Below are 14,750 nucleotides of genomic sequence, written 5' to 3'. Positions count from 1 at the left end.
CGCACGCGCGGGTGCGCTCTGCTGTCCGCTGTCCGCCCGCGCTTTACTCAAGTCTGATTGCTCAACCGGCGTCTTTTTGCTTAGTGTGTGGCCTGGCCACCGGTTGTCACCTGCCCGCCGTACCCGCCAACCGGCCCGATAGAATGACCGTGAACGACCGCAACCACGGGCCTTGTGCCCCGTAGGAAGCGGCGCCCAGAACAATAACAGACCGAGTGCCTTGCCTATGGAAAGCCGCCTGTTGAGTGAGCGCAGCAGCGTGTTTCATCACGCTGATCCTTATGCCGTCTCCGATTACGTCAACCGGCATGTCGGCCAGCACTGCATCGGCCTGTCGCGCACCACCCATCCGCAGGCCAGCCTGTACCACCGCACGTTCGCCGAACTGGACCTGTGCCGGATCAGCTATGGCGGCAGTGTGCGGGTCACGTCGCCGGCGCTGGAGAGCATCTATCACCTGCAGGTGCTGCTTAACGGCAATTGCCTGTGGCGGGGGCCGCAGCGCGAGCATCACCTGGTGCCGGGCGAGTTGTTGCTGATCAACCCGGACGATCCGGTCGACCTGACCTACTCGCAGGACTGTGAGAAGTTCATCCTCAAGGTGCCGACGCGGCTGCTGGAGTCGATCTGTGATGAGCAGCGCTGGGGCCGGCCGAGCGAGGGGGTGCGGTTCTTGCGCAACCATTACCGGCTGGAGGAGCTGGAGGGCTTCGTCAACCTGCTGGCGATGGTCTGCCACGAGGCGGAGGTGGGGGATTCGCTGGCGAGGGTGCAGGGGCATTACAGCCAGATCGTCGCGAGCAAGCTGCTGACGCTGATGAGCACCAATGTTCGCCGGGAGAGCCTGGCGTCGCCGGGGGCCAGCCTTGAGCGGATCCTGGACTATATCGAGCGCAACCTGAAGCTGGAGTTGCCGGCCGAGGCGTTGGCGGAGCAGGCGTGCATGAGTGTGCGGTCGCTGTATGGGTTGTTCGATCGGCAGCTGGGGACGACGCCCAAGCAGTATGTACGGCAGAGGAAGCTGGAGCGGGTGCAGGCGTGCTTGAGTGATCCGAGTTGTTCGGTGCGCAGTGTGACTGAGTTGGCGATGGATTATGGGTTCATGCATTTGGGGCGGTTTGCTGAGAGTTATCGGCAGCGGTTTGGGGAGTTGCCTTCGGAGACGTTGCGGGGGCGGGGGTGAGGGGTGGGGCTTCGGGCTTCGGGCTTCGGGTTAGGTGAACTGATCCGTTTGGTGTGGCGCGGCCACTGGCCCCTTCCGCCCTTACGGCGGGTCACTTTTTTTCTTGGAAAAAAGTAACCAAAAACCGCTTGCTCCTGCATCCGGCCCTCCGCTGCGCTGCGGGTTCCCTCACTCCGGTCTTGCTCCCGTGAGGACCGCGCCGGACGGGCCTTCCTGGCCCGCGGCGCTTGCCGGCCATCCATGGCCGTCACCTCACTCCGCAAGACCTCCGTTCGGCCTCCTGAAGTCGCGGTAGATCAAGATCACAAGCCAGATCAAGATCAAGATCAAGATCAAGGGCCAGGGCGACGGCTGGCGAATCGCTGCGCTCTCGCTGGTTTATAAGGGCGGTACAGCGCGGCAGCGCCAGAATTTGCATTGGCAGTTCCGGCCATCGCGGGCAAGCCCGCTCCTACAGGTCGGCGCGGTCCTTGTAGGAGCGGGCTTGCCCGCGATGAGGCCCGAATATCCACCACCATTGCCACTATCGAAGATAACGCCAGCCCAGGCGCCTTGGATAAGCCCACAATCTTCGATCCCGATCCCGACGCTCTGTCATAAAACTATTTCTTCTGCTTCGGCACCCGCACCAGTTGCGTCTCGGAATAGATGTCATGCCAGCTGCGCTTGCGCTTGTCGATCAGCGACCAGATAAAGCCCAGCCCAAGGCACAGCCAGGACGCGATCGACACCACAAAGCGCAACAACGCCTGCCACAGGCTGATCGCACTACCGTCCGCGTTCTGTACCCGCACGCCCCACACCTGCATGCCCAGTGTCTGCCCGCCATGGGTCCAGAACTTGGCGAAGAAACCGAACAGCACGAACAGCAGCACCGTCGACAACAGCGGGTCACCGTCCAGCGCCCCGGCGTCAGTCAGCGCACGCATGCGTGCCTCGCCGATGATCGCCATCTGGATCAGCTTGTAAGCCAGCGCCGTGACGATCAACAGCGCCGTGCACAGCAGGAAGTCATAGAACATCGCCGCCAGTCGGCGCCCCAGGCCAACGGGCGGGAAATCACCCTGGGGGTTGAGAGAATGCTTGGACATGCAGGCCTGCTCGAGAGGGCAAAGGCTCATTCTATGAAATTGCAGGCATAAAAAAGCCCCTGCAGATCAATGCAGGGGTTTTTTTGTTCAAAACTCAGTCGGCTGCCTGAACTTCGTCAGCCTGCAGGCCTTTCTGGCCCTGGACCGCGACGAAAGTGACCTTCTGGCCTTCTTTCAGGCTTTTGAAACCGTTGCCCTGGATGGCACGGAAGTGAACGAACAGGTCAGCACCGCTCTCTGGGGTGATGAAACCGTAACCTTTCTCGTCGTTGAACCATTTGACGGTACCGCTCTGACGCTCAGCCATTGTCTTGTTTCCTATGAATCTTGAAAATTGATAACCGTTGCTTTCGCATCCAATAGGCGAAAACGTACTGGGCTGGATTGCAGGAAAGTAAGAGACGTCGAACGGGTTGTAGCAGACCGCGGCTACCGGCCCAGGTCACGAACTGTTGCGACCCATGCAAACACAGTGAGCCGAATGTACGCCAACTCCAGCGGGAAAAACAAGCCCCGGAAATGGCCACATTCGGCGCCTTTTCCGATCACCGCACAGATTGCTGCAGACGGCATGGCGCCTGGGCTGGCGCCATGTTCAAAAGTTATTAGGCAGGTTCGAAAACGAATAACTGACGCCTGCCATCGAGTGCCCTCAGCCGCGGTAGTAACGTTGCGCTACGAAAGGCATTTTGCTCACTTTCAGTGCAACTCGCTTGCCCCTCACCAGTGCATACAAGGCCGTGTCGAGTGCGCTGTATTGGCTGTCGACATAGCCCATCGCCAGCGGTGCGCCGAGTGTCGGGCCGAAACCGCCACTGCACACGCTGCCGATCACCGTACCGGCCTCATCGACGATTTCTGCGCCTTCACGCACCGGGGTGCGTTCTTGTGGCAGCAGGCCCACACGCTTGCGGGCCACGCCTTGCTGTTGTTGCGCGAAGACCACCTCGGCACCCGGGAAGCCACCGGCACGCGCGCCATCGGCGCGGCGCACTTTCGAAATCGCCCAGAGCAGGCTGGCCTCGATGGGCGTGGTGCTGGTGTCCATGTCGTGGCCGTACAGGCACAGGCCGGCTTCCAGGCGCAGCGAGTCACGCGCGCCAAGGCCGATCGCCTGCACTTCGGGCTCGGCCAGCAGGCGCCGGGCCAGCGCTTCGGCGCCGGCCGCCGGCACCGAGATCTCGTAGCCGTCTTCACCGGTATAGCCCGAGCGGCTGACGTAGCAGTCCTGGTCCAGCAGCCTGACGGCGCGGAACTGCATGAAGGTCATGCCGGCCACTTCCGGCGCCAGGCGTTCCAGCACCTTGACTGCCGCCGGGCCTTGCAGGGCGAGCAGGGCGCGCTGCTCGAACAGCGGCTGGATCTCGCAGCGGCTGCCCAGGTGCTCGCGCAGGTGGGCCAGGTCCTGCTCTTTGCAGGCGGCGTTGACCACCAGGAACAGCTGCTCGTTACCCAGGTTGGCGACCATCAGGTCATCGAGGATGCCGCCGTTCGGGGCGGTGAACATGGCGTAGCGCTGCATGCCCACGGGCAGGTCGACGATGTCGACCGGCACCAGGGTTTCCAGGGCCTGGGCGGCCGCGCTGCCGGTCAGCAGGATCTGCCCCATGTGCGAGACATCGAACAGGCCGGCCTGCTCACGCGTGTGCAGGTGCTCCTTGAGCACGCCCAGCGGGTACTGCACCGGCATGTCATAGCCGGCGAACGGCACCATGCGCGCGCCGAGTTCCAGGTGCAGGCCGTGCAATGGGGTCTTGAGCAGTGTTTCGGACATCGATGACTCCTTGGTTAGTGTTGGGCTCAACATTCGATGATGTTGACGGCCAGACCGCCGCGGGCGGTCTCCTTGTATTTGCTTTTCATGTCGGCGCCGGTCTGGCGCATGGTGCGGATCACCTTGTCGAGCGAGACGAAGTGCTGGCCGTCGCCGCGCAAGGCCTTGCGCACGGCATTTATCGCCTTCACCGAGCCCATCGCGTTGCGCTCGATGCACGGTACCTGGACCAGCCCGCCGATCGGGTCGCAGGTCAGGCCGAGGTTGTGTTCCATACCGATTTCAGCGGCGTTCTCGACTTGTTGCGCGGTGCCGCCCATGACTTCGCAGAGCGCACCGGCGGCCATCGAACAGGCCACGCCGACCTCGCCCTGGCAGCCGACTTCGGCGCCTGAGATCGAGGCGTTTTCCTTGTAGAGGATGCCAATCGCCGCGGCGGTGAGCAGAAAGCGCACCACGCCGTCGTCGCTGGCGCCCGGGACGAAGCGCATGTAGTAGTGCAGCACGGCCGGGACGATGCCCGCCGCGCCATTGGTGGGCGCGGTGACCACGCGCCCGCCGTTGGCGTTTTCTTCGTTGACCGCCAAGGCGTACAGGTTGACCCAGTCGAGTACCGACAGCGCATCGCGCAAGCTCGCCTCCGGGTGTTGGCTGAGCTGGCGGTACAGCGCAGGAGCACGCCGTTTGACCTTGAGCCCGCCGGGCAATATGCCCTCGTGGCGGCAGCCGGCCTCGACGCAGTCCTGCATGACCTGCCAGATCCGCAGCAGGCCGGCGCGGGTTTCGCTTTCCGGGCGCCAGGCGGCTTCGTTGGCCAGCATCACCTGGCTGAACGACAGCTGCTGGGCGCTGCAGTGGGCGAGCAGTTGCTTGCCGGTCGTGAAGGGATAGGTCAGCGGGGTGCTGTCCTCGACGATGCGATCATGCCCGGCGGCCGCTTCGTCGACCACGAAACCACCGCCGATCGAGTAGTACTCGCGGCTACGGATTTGCAGCCCCGCCGCGTCGAAGGCGCGGAAGATCATGCCATTGGGGTGGTAGTCGAGCGGCTTGCGGATCATCGCCAGGTGTTGCTTTTCGATGAACGCGATCGGGTGTTCGCCGAGCAGGTTCAAGCGGCCGCTGGCGCGGATCGCCTGCAAGCGTGCAGAGATGGATTCGGTGTCGACCGTGTCCGGGTGCTCGCCTTCGAGGCCCAGTAGCACAGCCTTGTCACTGCCGTGGCCTTTGCCGGTGGCACCGAGCGAGCCGTACAGCTCGGCCTTGACGCTGACGGTCTGCGCGAGCAGGTGGTCGCGCCGCAGCCCCTCGGCGAAGCGCGCAGCGGCGCGCATCGGGCCGACGGTATGCGAGCTGGAGGGGCCGATGCCGATCTTGAACAGGTCGAAGACGCTGAGTGACATGGTGGTTCCTCCAGGGCTTCGCGTCGTTTGACGGGGCCTATGGGGCCGCTGCGCGGCCCTTTCGCGACACAAGGCCGCTCCCACAGGGATTGTGAGCGCCGCCGCCCCTTGTGGGAGCGGCCTTGTGTCGCGAAAGGGCTGCGCAGCAGCCCCTCTGACAGGCGCCTCAGACGTCCTGATAGCTCTCGATCGACGGGCAGGCGCAGACCAGGTTGCGGTCGCCAAACACGTTGTCGACCCGGCCGACCGGTGGCCAGTACTTGGCTTCGACCAGGCTCGCCAGCGGGTACACCGCCTGCTCGCGGCTGTAGCCATGGGTCCACTCGCCGACCAGCTCCGCCGCCGTATGCGGGGCGTTTTTCAGCGGGTTGTCGTCCTTGTCCAAGCTGCCGCTCTCGACCGCGCGAATCTCTTCGCGGATCTTGATCATCGCCTCGCAGAAGCGGTCGAGCTCTTCCTTGGACTCACTCTCGGTCGGTTCGATCATCAGCGTGCCGGCCACCGGGAAGGACATGGTCGGGGCATGGAAGCCGAAGTCGATCAGGCGCTTGGCGACGTCGTCGACGCTGATCCCGCTGGTGTCCTTGAGCGGACGCAGGTCGAGGATGCACTCGTGCGCAACCAGGCCATTGCCGCCGGTGTACAACACAGGATAGTGCTCTTCCAGGCGGCGGGCGATGTAGTTGGCGTTGAGGATGGCCATCTGCGAAGCACGGGTCAGCCCGGCGCCACCCATCATGCGAATGTACATCCAGGTGATCGGCAGGATGCTGGCGCTGCCGAACGGTGCTGCACAGACTGCGCCGGTGGTGTTTTCCAGCGCGGCATGGCCGGGCAGGAACGGCGCCAGGTGCGACTTGACGCCGATCGGGCCGACGCCCGGGCCGCCACCGCCGTGGGGGATGCAGAAGGTCTTGTGCAGGTTCAGGTGCGACACGTCGCCGCCGAACTTGCCCGGGGCGCACAGGCCGACCATGGCGTTCATGTTGGCGCCGTCGATGTACACCTGGCCGCCGTTGTCGTGAATGATCGCGCAGATTTCGCCGATCGCTTCCTCGAACACGCCGTGGGTCGACGGGTAGGTGATCATGATCGCCGCGAGCTGGTCGCGGTGCTCGATGGCCTTGGCGCGCAGGTCGTCGATGTCGACGTTGCCGCGCGCGTCGCAGGCGGTGACCACGACGCGCATGCCGGCCATGTGCGCGGTGGCCGGGTTGGTGCCGTGGGCCGACGAGGGGATCAGGCAGATGTTGCGGTGCGCTTCGCCGCGGCTGCGGTGGTAGGCACGGATCGCCAGCAGGCCGGCGTATTCGCCCTGCGAGCCGGCGTTGGGCTGCAGCGACACGGCGTCATAGCCGGTGGCGGCGCAGAGCATCGCCTCCAGCTCAGTGGTCATCTGCAGGTAGCCCTGGCTCTGTGCAGCAGGCGCGAACGGGTGCAGGTTGCCGAATTCGGCCCAGGTCACCGGGATCATTTCGCTGGCAGCGTTGAGCTTCATGGTGCACGAGCCCAGCGGGATCATGCTGCGGTCCAGCGCCAGGTCCTTGTCGGCCAGGCGGCGCAGGTAGCGCATCAGCTCGGTTTCGCTGTGGTAGCGGTTGAACACCGGGTGCTCGAGGATCGCCGACTGGCGCAGCAGTGCGGCCGGCAGGCGCGAGACGTGGGCGTTGGCCAGGGTGGCGAAGTCCGGCAGCGGCTGGTCGCCGGCAAACAGTTGCCAGAGCGCTTCGACATCGGCCTGGGTGGAGGTTTCGTCGAGCGACAGGCCCAGTTGCCCAGCGTCGATCTGGCGCAGGTTGATGCGTTGCGCACGGGCGTTGTCGTGCAGGGCCGCGGTGGCCTCGCCGGTGGCCAGGGTGAGGGTGTCGAAGTAGGCTTCGGTGACCACCTTGGCGCCCAGTTGGGTGAGGCCGGCGGCGAGGATCGCGGTCAGCCCGTGGGTGCGTTCGGCGATGCGCTTGAGGCCGGCCGGGCCGTGGTACACGGCGAACATGCTGGCGATGTTGGCGAGCAGCACCTGGGCGGTGCAGATGTTGCTGGTGGCCTTCTCGCGGCGGATGTGTTGCTCGCGGGTCTGCATGGCCAGGCGCAGGGCAGTCTTGCCGAAGCGGTCAATCGAAACACCGACCAGGCGCCCCGGCATGTCGCGCTTGAACGCGTCACGGGTGGCGAAGTAGGCCGCGTGCGGGCCACCGAAGCCCAGTGGCACGCCAAAGCGCTGGGCGCTGCCGATGGCCACGTCGGCCTCGAACTCGCCCGGCGGGGTCAGCAGGGTCAGGGCCAGCAGGTCGGCGGCGACCGCGACCAGGGCGTTGGCGGCGTGCAGGCGCTGGACCAGCGCGCGGTAGTCGAACACATCCCCGTTGCTCGCCGGGTATTGCAGCAGCGCGCCGAAGAACGCGCTGACGTCAGTCAGTTCGCGCTCATCACCGACCACCACTTCGATGCCCAGTGGCTCGGCACGGGTCCGCAGCACGTCGAGGGTCTGCGGGTGGCAGTGGACCGAGGCGAAGAAGCTATGGCTGGCCTTGTTTTTCGACAGGCGCTTGCAGAAGGTCATGGCTTCGGCGGCAGCGGTCGCTTCGTCGAGCAGCGAGGCGTTGGCGATCGGCAGGCCGGTGAGGTCGCTGATCAGCGTCTGGAAGTTCAGCAGTGCTTCCAGGCGGCCCTGGGAAATCTCTGGCTGGTAGGGCGTGTAGGCGGTGTACCAGGCCGGGTTTTCCAGCAGGTTGCGCAGGATCGGTGCCGGGGTGTGGGTGTTGTAGTAGCCCTGGCCGATCAGGCTCTTGAACAGTTGGTTCTGGCCGGCGATGGCTTTCAGGGCCGCGAGGGCATCGGCCTCGCTCTGGCCGTCGCTGCTGCCGAGCACGCTGGTGCCCTTGATGCTGTCGGGGATGACGGCGGCGCTCATGGCCTCGAGGCTGTCGAAGCCGAGGGTGCTGAGCATGGCCTGCTCATCGGCGCTGCGCGGGCCGATGTGACGGGCGATGAATTCGTTGGCGGTGCCGAGGTTGATGGTCATGGTCGGTCCTCAGGCGTCAGCGTTGGCTTTGATCAGGCGGTCGTAGGCGTCCTGGTCGAGCAGGGCGGCCACGGCATCGGCATCGGCCGGGATGAAGCGGAAGAACCAGCCTTCGCCCAGCGGGTCTTCGTTGACCAGCTCGGGGTTGCCTTCGAGCTGCTGGTTGACCGCGACCACTTCACCGGTCAGTGGCATGTACACGCCGCTGGCGGCTTTGACCGATTCGACGGTGGAGGCTTCGGCACCTTGCTCGTAGCGTTGCAGCTCCGGCAGTTGCACGTAGACCACGTCACCCAGGGCGTTCTGGGCGAAGGCGGTGATGCCTACGGTGACGCTGCCATCGGCTTCAGTACGCAGCCATTCGTGATCTTCGGTAAAACGCAACTCGCTCATGGAAATTCCTCGGGAAGCAGGGCGTGGGCGCGGTGGGCCGCGCTCTTGGTCGGGAATTCCTTAGCAATAATGTGGCCAGTTACAATAATTCCAATTAATTCAATGACTTAAGACGATCACATGGCTACTGCGCCTGTTCGCTGTAGCGAAAACGATACGGCCACTGAAGAACGTAAAAACGTTTGGAGGATCAAACCCTTGCGAATGGCGCTCGAAAGCGTTCCGTATTGAAAACAATACAGTGTATTGAATTCAATACGGCGCCTCGAGATTTCAGAGTGAAACAAAGAATGGCAGCGCCAGGTACAGCTTGATGACAATCACATTGATGATGTCGATGAAGAACGCGCCCACCATCGGCACCACCAGGAAGGCAATCTGCGAAGGGCCATAGCGTTGGGTCACGGCTTGCATGTTGGCGATGGCCGTTGGCGTGGCGCCCAGGCCGAACCCGCAGTGCCCGGCTGCCAGTACGGCGGCGTCGTAGTTGGAACCCATGATTCGAAAGGTCACGAAAATCGCAAACAGCGCCATGATCAACGTCTGCGCAGCCAGCAGTATGAAGAACGGCAGGGCCAGTGCGGCCAGGTCCCACAGTTTGAGCGACATCAGCGCGATCGCCAGGAACAGCGACAGGCTGACATTGCCCAGTACCGACACTTCACGTTCGAAGACTTGGTAGAGCCCGAGTGCTGACAGCCCGTTGCGCAACAGCACACCCACGAACAACACGCAGACGAAGGTCGGCAAGGCCAGCGCGCTGCCCTGCAGCGCCCCACTCAACAGCGAGCCGCCCATCAGGCTGACTGAGATCAGGGCGAAGGTTTCGATCATTGAAAAGGGCGTGATCAAACGCTCTTCGTTCGGTTGTTCAAAGCCCTTGGCCAGGCGCGGTGTCTCGTGCTCGAGGCCTGGGGTGTGCACACGGTTGATCAGCAGTCGGGCCACCGGCCCGCCGATCAAGCCGCCGAGCACCAGGCCAAAGGTCGCCGCGGCGAGCGCCAGTTCAGTAGCCGAGGCCACACCATACTGCTCGCTGAAGGTCGCGCCCCACGCAGCGCCGGTGCCGTGGCCGCCGGACAAGGAAATCGAGCCCGACAGCAAGCCGATCAGCGGGTCGAGCCCCAGCGCCTTGGCCAGGCCGATGCCCATGGCGTTCTGCACCACCAGCAGGCCGGTGACCGCGAGCAGGAACACGCCAACGACCCGTCCACCTTTCTTCAGGCTGGCAATATCCGCACTCAGACCAATGGTGGCGAAAAACGCCAGCATCAAGGGGCTTTGCAGTGACGTATCGAATTTCACTTCGAGGTCCACTGCACGCAGGGCGAGCAGCATCAGCGCCACGACCAGACCGCCCGCTACCGGTTCGGGGATATTGTAGAAGCGCAGAAAACTGATGCGTTTGACCAGTCCGCGCCCCAGCAAAAGTACCAGGGAGGCGGCCACAAGTGTGCCGTAGAAATCAAGTTCTAGCATGTAAGGTACTCTTCGTTCTCGTTGACGGCGAACGGTGCCTGGATGCGCCTGTGAGGTGGCGGACGTCGGTTCAGGGTCACCCATCGAGGCGGCAGTATTCGCTCAAATAGCCGAAGAGCTCCTAGGAAAAGTCTGAAAACCTTGCCGATTTGGCGCTGCAGATCTCATCGCAAGGTTTCGTCGGCCCGCACGCAACCGCGCTGCGGGTCAATCTCAGGATTTACTGGGGATGCCGTACTTGCGCAGCCGCTGGGCGATGGCGGTATGCGAAGTTTGCAAGCGGCTGGCCAACTGCCGAGTCGAGGGATGGCTCAGGTACAAACGCTCTAACAGGTCGCGCTCGAAATCCCCGACCGCCTGTTCCAGGCTCGCCACCTCGGCCTCCTGGCCACGCGCTACCGAGGTCCCGGCGATGTCCAGATCGCCGATGTCGACCAGCTCGCTCTCGCAGATCGCCGCCGCGCGGAAGATCACGTTCTGCAATTGGCGCACATTGCCCGGCCAGGGGTTGGCCAGCAGCGCGGCATGGGTGCCTTCGGTCAGCCGGCAGGGTGGGCGCTGGATCTGCGTACAGGCCTGCTGCATGAAGTAATGCGCCAGCAGGAGGATGTCCTGGCCTCGCTCGCGCAGCGGCGGCACCTGCAGGTTGAGCACGTTGAGGCGGTAGAACAGGTCTTCGCGAAAGCTGCCCTCGGCGACCATGCGCTCGAGGTCGCGGTGGGTCGCGCTGATGATCCGCACGTCGACCTTGACCTCGCGGTCACCGCCGACCCGACGGAAACTGCCATCGCTGAGAAAACGCAACAGCTTGGCCTGCAGGTACGGCGACATCTCGCCGATCTCGTCGAGAAACACCGTGCCCTGGTTGGCCATCTCCATCAAGCCTGGCTTGCCGCCCCGCTGGGCGCCGGTAAAGGCGCCGGGGGCGTAGCCGAACAGCTCGCTCTCGGCCAGGCTCTCGGGCAGTGCGGCGCAGTTCAGGGCCAGAAACGGCGCGGCGTGACGGCTGCTCAGGGCATGGCTGGCACGCGCCACCAGCTCTTTGCCGGTACCGGTCTCGCCATGCACCAGCAGCGGCGCGTCGAGGGCGGCGACGCGCAGGGCACGGGCCTTCAGGGTGCGGATCGCCGGGGAATCGCCGAGCAGCGCGTCGAAGCCTTCGGCGTGGTCGTGGTGCAGGGCCGAGAGGCGCTCGCCCATGCGATTGGGCGGGTACAGCGTGAGCAGGCCGCCGGCGTTGGTGATCGGCGTGGCATCGAGCAGCAGGCTCTGGCCGTCGAGCTGCATCTCGCGCATCGGCAGGTGGAAGTTGTTGTCCAGCAGCGCCTGCAGCAGGTCCGGGTCCTTGAACAGCTCACCGACCGAGCGCCCGGCCGACTCACGCCCGCACAGGGCGATCAGGGCCGGGTTGGCCAGCAGCACCTTGCCGGCGCTGTCGACTGCCAGCACCGGGTCGCTCATGGCGGCCAGCAGGGCATCGAGCTGCAGGTGGCGGCGCTGCCCGGGGAGGATGTCGACGACTTCGACCGACTGCACGCCCTGCACCTCGAACAGCGCGTCGTGGAGTTCTTCGAGCACGGCGGGGCTGAGGGTCGGGGCGTCGATGTAGACGTTCGGCGGGACCATCTCCACGGCGTCCAGGTTGAGGTGACGGGCACCGAGCAGGGCCAGGACTTCCTGGGTGATGCCGACGCGGTCGATGAAGCTGACGTGGATGCGCATGGGGAGCGTAGAGGGCTGTGGCCGGGGAGGGCTTGAAGCTTGAAGCTTCAAGCTTCAAGCCGCAAGAAAAAGCAGCGTCGACGCCATCGCTCTCATCTTGCAGCTTGCAGCTTGCAGCTGCTCTACTCCAAGTGTTCCGGCTTGATCGGGTCGCCGGACTTGACGTCCAGCTGCTGGCGAATGTCCTCGAACATCAGGTCGTAGATCTTGTGTGAAGAGCCCAGGCTCTCGAACTTCTTGCCGGCGCTCATGTAGCTCTGGGCCTTGCGCGTGGCCAGGCTGAGAAAGCTCGGCAGGACCTGGTCCTTAGGCAGGAAGAATTTCTCTTCGACCGGCTTGCCCTCGATGCTGCCGTGCATGTGGAACTGGATACCTCGGCCTTCCTTGGGGTCCTGCACGGCTTCGTACTGGATGTTCAGGTCGTAGCTGTGGTCGTGGGTGTTCAGCGCGGTGCGCTCGATATGTACATGCCCAGGTTCGAACTTGGCCATGGTGCGGTCCTCGGAAAGGCTGAAAACGGCGGGCCGTAGCCCGCCAACTGCATTCAACGGTAGCTGATACCTGGCTTGGCGGTAGAAACCCGCGTCCCGGCCGTGCCTTTGACGATCTCTTCGATGTCTTCCAGTGAGCCGATCACCGCCACCTTGCCGGTATGCCGGGCGAAGTCGCACGCGGCCTGAACCTTCGGCCCCATGGAGCCTGCAGCAAAGCCAAGGCGCTCCAGTTCATCGGGATGGGCTTGGGCGATGGCCTTCTGGGTCGGCTTGTTGAAGTCGATGTAGGCCGCGTTGACGTCGGTGGCGATGACCAGCAGGTCGGCCTCCAGTTGCTCGGCCAGCAGCGCCGAACAGAGGTCCTTGTCGATCACCGCCTCGATGCCCTTGAGCTTGCGATCGGCGTCGTACATGGTCGGGATGCCGCCGCCGCCGGCACAGATGACGATGCTGCTCTTTTCCAGCAGCCACTTGATCGGGCGGATCTCGAAGATGCGCTTGGGTTTCGGGCTGGCCACCACGCGGCGGTACTTGTCGCCGTCGGGTTTCACCACCCAGCCTTTTTCCTTGGCCAGGCGCTCGGCTTCTTCTTTGCCGTAGACCGGGCCGATGAACTTGGTCGGGTCCTTGAAGGCCGGGTCGTTGGGGTCCACTTCGACCTGGGTGAGCAGGGTGGCGAACGGCACCTCGAAGTCGAGCAGGTTGCCCAGCTCCTGTTCGATGATGTAGCCGATCATGCCTTCGGTCTCGGCACCGAGGACGTCCAGTGGGTAGGCTTCATCGGGTTTGTAGGACTGGCCCTGGAGCGACAGCAGGCCGACTTGCGGGCCGTTGCCGTGGGCGATGACCAGCTGGTTGCCAGGGTGGACCTTGGCGATCTGTTCGGTGGCGACGCGGATGTTGGCGCGCTGGTTCTCAGCGGTCAACGGCTCGCCGCGGCGGAGCAGGGCGTTGCCGCCCAATGCAACAACGATACGCATGGTGAAATGTCCTTTGGCGAAGCGAATGGGGAGCGCTGTTCCTGAGAGCGACCCGGTCCTTGTGGGAGCGGGTTCACCCGCGAACGCGTCAGATCAGGCACCGCCGTCGCGGCGAAGGACGCTTTCGCGGGTAAACCCGCCCACAGGGTCCGAGACGCCCCCACGGGCGCCGTCGGGCTGTTACAGATCAGCCAGGGTCGAGACCAGGATCGCCTTGATCGTGTGCATGCGGTTTTCCGCCTGCTCGAAGGCGATGCAGGCCGGCGACTCGAACACGTCGTCGGTCACCTCGATGCCGTTGGACAGATGCGGATACTGCTCGGCGATCTGCTTGCCGATCTTGGTATCGGAGTTGTGGAACGCCGGCAGGCAGTGCATGAACTTGGTCCGCACATTGCCGGTGGCCTTCATCAGCTCGGCATTGACCTGGTAGGGCAGCAGTTGCTTGATGCGTTCGCCCCAGGCTTCGACCGGCTCGCCCATCGACACCCAGACATCGGTATGGACGAAGTCGACGCCCTTGACTGCCGCTTTCGGGTCTTCGGTGAGGGTGATCCGCGCGCCGCTTTCTTCGGCGTACTTGTGGCAACGCTCGACCAGGTCATCATGCGGCCACAGCGCCTTGGGTGCGGCGATGCGCACGTCCATGCCGAGCTTGGCGCCGATCAGCAGCAGCGAGTTGCCCATGTTGTTGCGGGCATCACCCAGGTAGGCGTAGCTGATGTCGTGCAGCGGCTTGTCGCTGTTTTCACGCATGGTCAGCACGTCGGCGATCATCTGCGTCGGGTGGTATTCATCGGTCAGGCCGTTGAACACCGGCACCCCGGCAAACTTCGCCAGCTCTTCGACGATCTCCTGCTTGAAGCCGCGGTACTCGATGGCGTCGTACATGCGCCCGAGCACGCGGGCGGTGTCCTTCATGCTCTCCTTGTGGCCGATCTGCGAGGAATTGGGGTCGATGTAGGTGACGTTGGCACCCTGGTCATAGGCAGCGACTTCAAAGGCGCAGCGGGTACGGGTCGAGGTCTTCTCGAAGATCAGGGCGATGTTGTTGCCCTTCAGGTGCTGCTGCTCGGTGCCGGTGTACTTGGCGCGCTTGAGGTCGCGGGACAGGTCGAGCAGGTAGCGCAGTTCGCGGGTGGTGTGGTGCTCGAGGCTGAGCAGGTTGCGGTTATGAATGTTGAACGCCATGACAGTTCTCCTTGGATT

General features: G+C 64.0%; 12 protein-coding genes. 1 reads left to right on the top strand and 11 read right to left on the bottom strand.

Annotation, left to right across the window (positions count from 1 at the left end; translation table 11 throughout):
- Window positions 1–226: 226 nt before the first annotated feature.
- A complete protein-coding gene (locus CCOS865_RS23425) occupies window positions 227–1,183 on the top strand; it encodes a helix-turn-helix transcriptional regulator (RefSeq protein WP_119145320.1) in 957 nt (318 codons plus the stop codon).
- Between the two features lie 602 nt (window positions 1,184–1,785).
- Here the strand turns inward: CCOS865_RS23425 and CCOS865_RS23420 are convergent.
- The 11 genes from CCOS865_RS23420 to CCOS865_RS23370 form a co-directional block, all read right to left on the bottom strand.
- Window positions 1,786–2,274, bottom strand: coding sequence for an RDD family protein (locus CCOS865_RS23420; protein ID WP_119145318.1), 489 nt, complete (start codon window positions 2,272–2,274; stop codon window positions 1,786–1,788).
- A gap of 94 nt (window positions 2,275–2,368) precedes the next feature.
- Entirely contained in the window at window positions 2,369–2,581 is a 213-nt protein-coding gene (locus CCOS865_RS23415) for a cold-shock protein (RefSeq protein ID WP_119145316.1), read from the bottom strand.
- 345 nt (window positions 2,582–2,926) lie between these two features.
- On the bottom strand, window positions 2,927–4,048 hold the full coding sequence (gene gcvT, locus CCOS865_RS23410; RefSeq protein WP_167469097.1) for a glycine cleavage system aminomethyltransferase GcvT: 1,122 nt from the start codon (window positions 4,046–4,048) through the stop codon (window positions 2,927–2,929).
- Between the two features lie 26 nt (window positions 4,049–4,074).
- Window positions 4,075–5,451: an L-serine ammonia-lyase gene (locus tag CCOS865_RS23405; protein WP_119145312.1), complete on the bottom strand. Its 1,377-nt coding sequence runs from the start codon at window positions 5,449–5,451 to the stop codon at window positions 4,075–4,077.
- Between the two features lie 166 nt (window positions 5,452–5,617).
- Entirely contained in the window at window positions 5,618–8,473 is a 2,856-nt protein-coding gene (gene gcvP, locus CCOS865_RS23400; protein WP_119145310.1) for an aminomethyl-transferring glycine dehydrogenase, read from the bottom strand.
- Window positions 8,474–8,482: 9 nt separating this feature from the next.
- On the bottom strand, window positions 8,483–8,866 hold the full coding sequence (gene gcvH, locus CCOS865_RS23395) for a glycine cleavage system protein GcvH (RefSeq protein ID WP_119145308.1): 384 nt from the start codon (window positions 8,864–8,866) through the stop codon (window positions 8,483–8,485).
- Between the two features lie 273 nt (window positions 8,867–9,139).
- Window positions 9,140–10,345 (bottom strand): sodium/glutamate symporter, encoded by a 1,206-nt coding sequence (gltS, locus tag CCOS865_RS23390; RefSeq protein WP_119145306.1) that lies wholly within the window; start codon window positions 10,343–10,345, stop codon window positions 9,140–9,142.
- Window positions 10,346–10,558: 213 nt separating this feature from the next.
- Window positions 10,559–12,067: a sigma-54-dependent transcriptional regulator gene (locus CCOS865_RS23385; RefSeq protein ID WP_119145304.1), complete on the bottom strand. Its 1,509-nt coding sequence runs from the start codon at window positions 12,065–12,067 to the stop codon at window positions 10,559–10,561.
- 122 nt (window positions 12,068–12,189) lie between these two features.
- On the bottom strand, window positions 12,190–12,558 hold the full coding sequence (locus CCOS865_RS23380; RefSeq protein ID WP_119145302.1) for a DUF5064 family protein: 369 nt from the start codon (window positions 12,556–12,558) through the stop codon (window positions 12,190–12,192).
- Between the two features lie 53 nt (window positions 12,559–12,611).
- On the bottom strand, window positions 12,612–13,541 hold the full coding sequence (gene arcC / locus CCOS865_RS23375) for a carbamate kinase (RefSeq protein ID WP_119145300.1): 930 nt from the start codon (window positions 13,539–13,541) through the stop codon (window positions 12,612–12,614).
- A gap of 180 nt (window positions 13,542–13,721) precedes the next feature.
- On the bottom strand, window positions 13,722–14,732 hold the full coding sequence (locus CCOS865_RS23370) for an ornithine carbamoyltransferase (protein ID WP_119145298.1): 1,011 nt from the start codon (window positions 14,730–14,732) through the stop codon (window positions 13,722–13,724).
- Window positions 14,733–14,750: the final 18 nt, after the last annotated feature.

The sequence above is a fragment of the Pseudomonas reidholzensis genome, from assembly GCF_900536025.1.
Lineage (GTDB): Bacteria > Pseudomonadota > Gammaproteobacteria > Pseudomonadales > Pseudomonadaceae > Aquipseudomonas > Aquipseudomonas reidholzensis.
Note: the sequence above shows the minus strand (reverse complement) of the source record. Positions and strands in the feature narration are given on the sequence as shown.

Excerpts from the sequence above, each read along its gene's own strand:
- gcvH (WP_119145308.1), bottom strand. The coding sequence starts at position 8,866 with ATGAGCGAGTTGCGTTTTACCGAAGATCACGAATGGCTGCGTACTGAA.
- CCOS865_RS23370 (WP_119145298.1), bottom strand. The coding sequence starts at position 14,732 with ATGGCGTTCAACATTCATAACCGCAACCTGCTCAGCCTCGAGCACCAC.
- CCOS865_RS23405 (WP_119145312.1), bottom strand. The coding sequence starts at position 5,451 with ATGTCACTCAGCGTCTTCGACCTGTTCAAGATCGGCATCGGCCCCTCC.
- gltS (WP_119145306.1), bottom strand. The coding sequence starts at position 10,345 with ATGCTAGAACTTGATTTCTACGGCACACTTGTGGCCGCCTCCCTGGTA.
- CCOS865_RS23385 (WP_119145304.1), bottom strand. The coding sequence starts at position 12,067 with ATGCGCATCCACGTCAGCTTCATCGACCGCGTCGGCATCACCCAGGAA.
- CCOS865_RS23415 (WP_119145316.1), bottom strand. The coding sequence starts at position 2,581 with ATGGCTGAGCGTCAGAGCGGTACCGTCAAATGGTTCAACGACGAGAAA.
- gcvT (WP_167469097.1), bottom strand. The coding sequence starts at position 4,048 with ATGTCCGAAACACTGCTCAAGACCCCATTGCACGGCCTGCACCTGGAA.
- CCOS865_RS23380 (WP_119145302.1), bottom strand. The coding sequence starts at position 12,558 with ATGGCCAAGTTCGAACCTGGGCATGTACATATCGAGCGCACCGCGCTG.
- CCOS865_RS23425 (WP_119145320.1), top strand. The coding sequence starts at position 227 with ATGGAAAGCCGCCTGTTGAGTGAGCGCAGCAGCGTGTTTCATCACGCT.
- arcC (WP_119145300.1), bottom strand. The coding sequence starts at position 13,541 with ATGCGTATCGTTGTTGCATTGGGCGGCAACGCCCTGCTCCGCCGCGGC.
- CCOS865_RS23420 (WP_119145318.1), bottom strand. The coding sequence starts at position 2,274 with ATGTCCAAGCATTCTCTCAACCCCCAGGGTGATTTCCCGCCCGTTGGC.
- gcvP (WP_119145310.1), bottom strand. The coding sequence starts at position 8,473 with ATGACCATCAACCTCGGCACCGCCAACGAATTCATCGCCCGTCACATC.